This window comes from uncultured Chitinophaga sp., from assembly GCF_937874145.1.
Lineage (GTDB): Bacteria > Bacteroidota > Bacteroidia > Chitinophagales > Chitinophagaceae > Chitinophaga.
In genome coordinates this window covers 1-4,520 of sequence record NZ_CALNBI010000035.1, presented here as the reverse complement: position 1 = coordinate 4,520, position 4,520 = coordinate 1, and the positions used below count along the sequence as shown (strand labels likewise).

5 protein-coding genes are annotated in these 4,520 nt (G+C 55.1%); 1 reads left to right on the top strand and 4 read right to left on the bottom strand.

Translation table 11 applies throughout. The annotated features are described in order from the left end of the window. From Q0510_RS01535 to Q0510_RS01520, 4 genes are all read right to left on the bottom strand, one after another. A partial coding sequence (locus Q0510_RS01535; protein ID WP_298707601.1) for an ABC transporter permease occupies window positions 1–1,459 on the bottom strand: 1,459 nt, incomplete at its 3' end. Between the two features lie 29 nt (window positions 1,460–1,488). Next, complete coding sequence (locus tag Q0510_RS01530) at window positions 1,489–1,698, bottom strand: hypothetical protein (protein WP_298707600.1); 210 nt, start codon at window positions 1,696–1,698, stop codon at window positions 1,489–1,491. A 20-nt stretch (window positions 1,699–1,718) separates the two neighbouring features. Beyond that, window positions 1,719–2,408 (bottom strand): ABC transporter ATP-binding protein, encoded by a 690-nt coding sequence (locus Q0510_RS01525; RefSeq protein ID WP_298707598.1) that lies wholly within the window; start codon window positions 2,406–2,408, stop codon window positions 1,719–1,721. 37 nt (window positions 2,409–2,445) lie between these two features. Next, window positions 2,446–3,693, bottom strand: a complete 1,248-nt coding sequence (locus tag Q0510_RS01520) for an efflux RND transporter periplasmic adaptor subunit (RefSeq protein WP_298707596.1) — start codon at window positions 3,691–3,693, stop codon at window positions 2,446–2,448. Window positions 3,694–4,008: 315 nt separating this feature from the next. Here Q0510_RS01520 and Q0510_RS01515 point away from each other — a divergent pair. Next, on the top strand, window positions 4,009–4,520 hold a 512-nt coding region (locus Q0510_RS01515), incomplete at its 3' end, for a response regulator (protein WP_298707594.1).

Sequence of the window (4,520 nt, the reverse complement as noted above, 5' to 3'; positions counted from 1 at the left end):
AAGCCACGATGCCGGGTTTCCCGTCGAGCGCGCGGCGGAAGGCTTCAAAATTCTTCTCTATGCCACCTTCATTGGTGAAATACACAACCTGATCTTTATTCAGGCCCAGGTTGCGGTTTTTGATGAAATGAATCTGCAGGTAGACGAGCGCCGCCGCCACGATAAGCACCGTCGAAATACCGAACTGGAACACGACGAGCCCTTTCCTCAGCCACACCGCCGACGATTTCAGTCGCAGCATGCCGCCTTTCAGGGTGGATACGGGGTTGAGGGAAGAAAGATAGAATGCGGGATAGCTGCCGGCGGCAAAACCCGTGAAAAGCGCCAGGCAGAAGAGACCCAGCAAATTATACCAGGTGAAAACCGGAACGGCTATTTCCGTGTTCACCATCTTTTCAAATACCGGCATTAGCAGCCAAACCAGCAATACAGACAACAGCGAAGAAATAAAAACCAGCGCAAACGATTCGCCCAAGAACTGCGACACGAGCGAGAATCGGCCAGCACCAATGCTTTTGCGGACACCCACTTCCTTGCTGCGCTGCACCGCCCGCGCGGTGGAAAGATTCATGAAGTTGATGCAGGCGATCAGCAGCACGAACACCGCCACGATAATGAACAACCGCACATATTCCATCCTGCCCGCCAGCTCTTTGCCGTCTTTAAAACTGCCTTTCAGGTAAATATCGGAAAAGGGATACAGGAACAATTCGGTGGTAGAGCCTTTGGCGTTTCGTTTCACGATGTCTTTGGCCGCGGCATTGACTTTCGAGAGATCGGCCTGCTCGCTGAGGAGCACATAGGTGCGGGGTGCATTAGCGTCCCAGCTGGAGAGCCAGGGATGTTCGGTCTTCAGTTCCTGCATCGGCAGTAGGAACGCGAATTTGACGGTGCTCGCGTCGCCTGGGGATTTCACCACGCCGGCTACCGTGTAATCCTTCGTGTTTTCGATGCGGACCGTTTTGCCCAGGGCTTTGCCGTCGCCGAAGAGCGCCTGGGCCGTTACGTCGGTCAGCACGATATGGCCGGGTCGCGTCAGCGCCCCCGCAGCGCTGCCTTCCACGAAGGGAAAGCTGAATATGTTGAAGAATGGATTCTCGACATAATGCCCCTGGAACTTGAGGTTCTTTTCTCCTACAGACAGCAGTTTTTCAGCATTCCAGCTGATGGAAGCCACCTGGGCGATGCCGGGCACTTCGGTCCGGAGCTTCTCCGCCAGCGGTCCGGGAGTGGCTGTGGTAGTAAGCATTTCGTTGTTGGAATAGTACTGGTGCTCATACACCTGGTAAATGCGGGGCAGCTTTTCATGGAAACGGTTGAAGCTCCACTCATTGGCGACCCACAACAGGATGAACATACAAGCCGTCATCCCGATCGTAAGCCCGGCGATATTGATCACCCCGAACACTTTATTGTTCCAGAGATTCCTCCAGGCGATCTTGATATGATTTCTGAGCATGTACATATTGAACAAGGGGGTTATGCAGGTTAAATGTTTTCGGAATTGACCGCCCTCCGGCGAAACTGGTTGAGCATGCAAAGCCCCGCAAACAGGACCAGGAGCAAGGGAAACAACAGGGACGGCATCACCATCATCGCCTGGAACTCTTCATCGGCGGCGCTTCCGCCGGTAAAGCAGCTCACCAGCGAACCGAGGTTCGGTAACAGGCTGATATGTTCCGGGCATTCAGGTAACATGGGTAAATGATTTATAAAGTTTAGACGTGAAATTGTTCCTTGATGTTTTCCGTCACCACCTTACCGTCGAACAGGTTCACGATGCGGTGAGCGAAACCCGCGTCGTACGGCGAGTGCGTCACCATGATCAGCGTGGTGCCGGCGTCGTTGAGTTCCTGGAGTAGCTTCATCACTTCTTCGCCGTTGGTGGAATCGAGGTTACCCGTAGGCTCGTCGGCCAGGATCAGTTTGGGCTTGGCGACAACCGCCCTCGCAATGGCCACGCGCTGTTGCTGGCCGCCGGAAAGCTGCTGCGGGAAGTGGTTGCGGCGGTGCATGATGTTCATGCGTTCCAGCACCTGTTCCACCCTGGCCTTCCTTTCGCTGGCCGGCACTTTGAGGTACAGCAGCGGCAGTTCCACGTTCTCGAAAACCGTCAGCTCGTCGATCAGGTTAAAGCTCTGGAACACGAACCCGATGGCGCCTTTGCGGAGCTGCGCGCGCTGGCGTTCGCTCATCCGCGCAACTTCCTGCCCCCAGAAATGATATTCGCCGTGGGAAGGGTTGTCGAGAAGCCCGATGATATTGAGCAAGGTGGATTTGCCGCAGCCGGAAGGGCCCATGATGGCTACGAATTCGCCGTCCTGGATTTCCATGTTGATGCCGTTGAGCGCCGTTGTTTCCACTTCTTCGGTGGTGAATAATTTCTGCAGGTTGACTGTTCTGATCATTGTTGACGATTGAAGATTTTGATAAGATTTGGGTGGGTCAGAATTCCAGGACTTCCTTGTTCCCGAAGTTCTCGTAAGAGGAAGTGATGACCTGGTCGCCGGCCTGGAGGCCCTCCAGCACTTCGAAATATACGGGGTTTTTGCGACCGAGGGAGATCTTGCGCTTCACGGCCCGCTTGCCGCCGTTTTCCACGACGTACACCCAGTTGCCCCCGGTGTCCGAAAAGAATCCGCCCGCAGGCAAAAGTAAAGCTTCGGACGATTTTCCCAGTTCAAGGCGGATAGGAGAGGATTGCCCGCGGCGGATGCCTTCCGGTGCGGCCTGCACGAAGTTCATGTCCACTTCGAAACGGCCGTTTTTCACTTCAGGGTATACTTTGGAAATCACCATTTCATTGGCTTTCCCGTTAAAATCGAAATTGGCTTTCAGCCCCGCGAAAACGCGGGAAATGTAATGCTCATCCACTTCTGCACGCATCTTAAACCCGTCCAGGTCGTCGATCTGCCCGATATTCTGGCCTGCCTGGATGCTGGTGCCCACTTCCACGTTGATGCTCGACAGCTGGCCGTCTACCGGCGCGCGCACCACCAGGTTGGCCAGGTTTTCCTTCATCATGCTGAGGTTCCGCTGCGTCCGGGCGATAGTGCCTTCCAGCTGCGCGATCTGGGTGGTGGCGTTTTCCAGCTGGTACGACTGCGACTGCACTTCGATCTTGCGCTGTTTGTCGAGGCGTTCGTATTCGCGCTTGGTGCGGAGGTATTCCTGTTCTGCTACCACTTTGTCTTTGAACAGTTTATGGTTTCTTTCGAAGAGGTCCTTCGCCTGGTCTACCTGGTAATCCAGATCGCTGAGGGTCTTTTCGAGGGAGAAGCGGTCCTGTTTGAGGCGGAGCCTGGTGTTCTGGAGCTCGTTGATGAGGCGGTACATTTCGGTTTCCCGGTTCACGAAATCCATCATAAGACGCTGGTTTTCAAGGCGGAGGATGGAATCGCCGGCTTTCACCATGCTGCCGCCTTCCATGAATTTGCGGGCCACATAACCGCCCTCGATCGCGTCGAGGCGGATGGTTTTGAGGGGATGAACGACGGCGGTGACGGAGATATACTCGTCAAATGTGCCCTGGGTGACCTTCGAAACGGTGATCTTGTCCTTTTCCACGTTCAGCTTGCTGCGCTTGTCGGCGAAGATGAAGCTCCACAGCAGGAGGAGCACTACCGTTCCGCCGCCTCCGTAAAGGAACAGGCGTTGTTTGGTCCAATATTTCTTTTTGATCTGTCTGTCCATGACTAAAATTGCTGGACAGCTAAAGTCAATCCATGTGCCAAGCCATGCCAAACCCCGAAACCCGCTACCATGGCCAACTTAACCCAAAGCCCCCGGGCAGGGGCTGTTCCAAAGCGGACAAAGGGTGTCCGAATCCGGACAGGCAGGCGGCCGAACCGCGGACGTCAAAATAACCTTACCCGATCCCGAATGTTTGTTTAATATTGCCACAGCAGGGCCGTTCCGGCCAAAAACAGGGCCCCTCCGGCCGGAGGACTCACCCATCCCGGAACACGTTTTGCTGTCTTCAGCCCAAAACGCATTAATCCTATATTCATGAGCATCCAGCAAGGTAAAATTCTGATCGTGGACGACGACGTGGACGTGCTCCGCGCCGCAAGGCTCCTCCTTAAAAGGCATTTCGCGCAGGTCGATTTCGAAAAGAACCCGCAAAAAATCCCCTACCTCGTCACCAATTTCGATTACGACGTCATCCTGCTGGACATGAACTTCACCCGCGACCTCTCCAGCGGGAAAGAAGGCTTCGAATGGCTCGACCGCATCCTCGACATCAATCCAAAAGCCACCGTAGTGCTTTTCACCGCCTATGGCGACGTGGAAATGGCCGTGCGCGCCATCAAAGCCGGCGCGGTCGACTTCGTGCTCAAACCCTGGGAAAACGATAAACTGCTGGCCACCATGCAAACCGCCGTGGCGGCTCACCAGGCGAAGCAGGACAAAAAAGCCGGCGGCGCCACACTCCATACCGACAACGTGCTCATCGGCGACAGTCCCGCCATGCAGGAAGTCCTCGAAACCGTTGGCCGCGTTGCCGGAACGGATGCCAA

Bases quoted from the DNA above. Each gene is read 5' to 3' on its own strand.
- Q0510_RS01530 (WP_298707600.1), bottom strand. From the start codon at position 1,698: ATGTTACCTGAATGCCCGGAACATATCAGCCTGTTACCGAACCTCGGT.
- Q0510_RS01525 (WP_298707598.1), bottom strand. From the start codon at position 2,408: ATGATCAGAACAGTCAACCTGCAGAAATTATTCACCACCGAAGAAGTG.
- Q0510_RS01520 (WP_298707596.1), bottom strand. From the start codon at position 3,693: ATGGACAGACAGATCAAAAAGAAATATTGGACCAAACAACGCCTGTTC.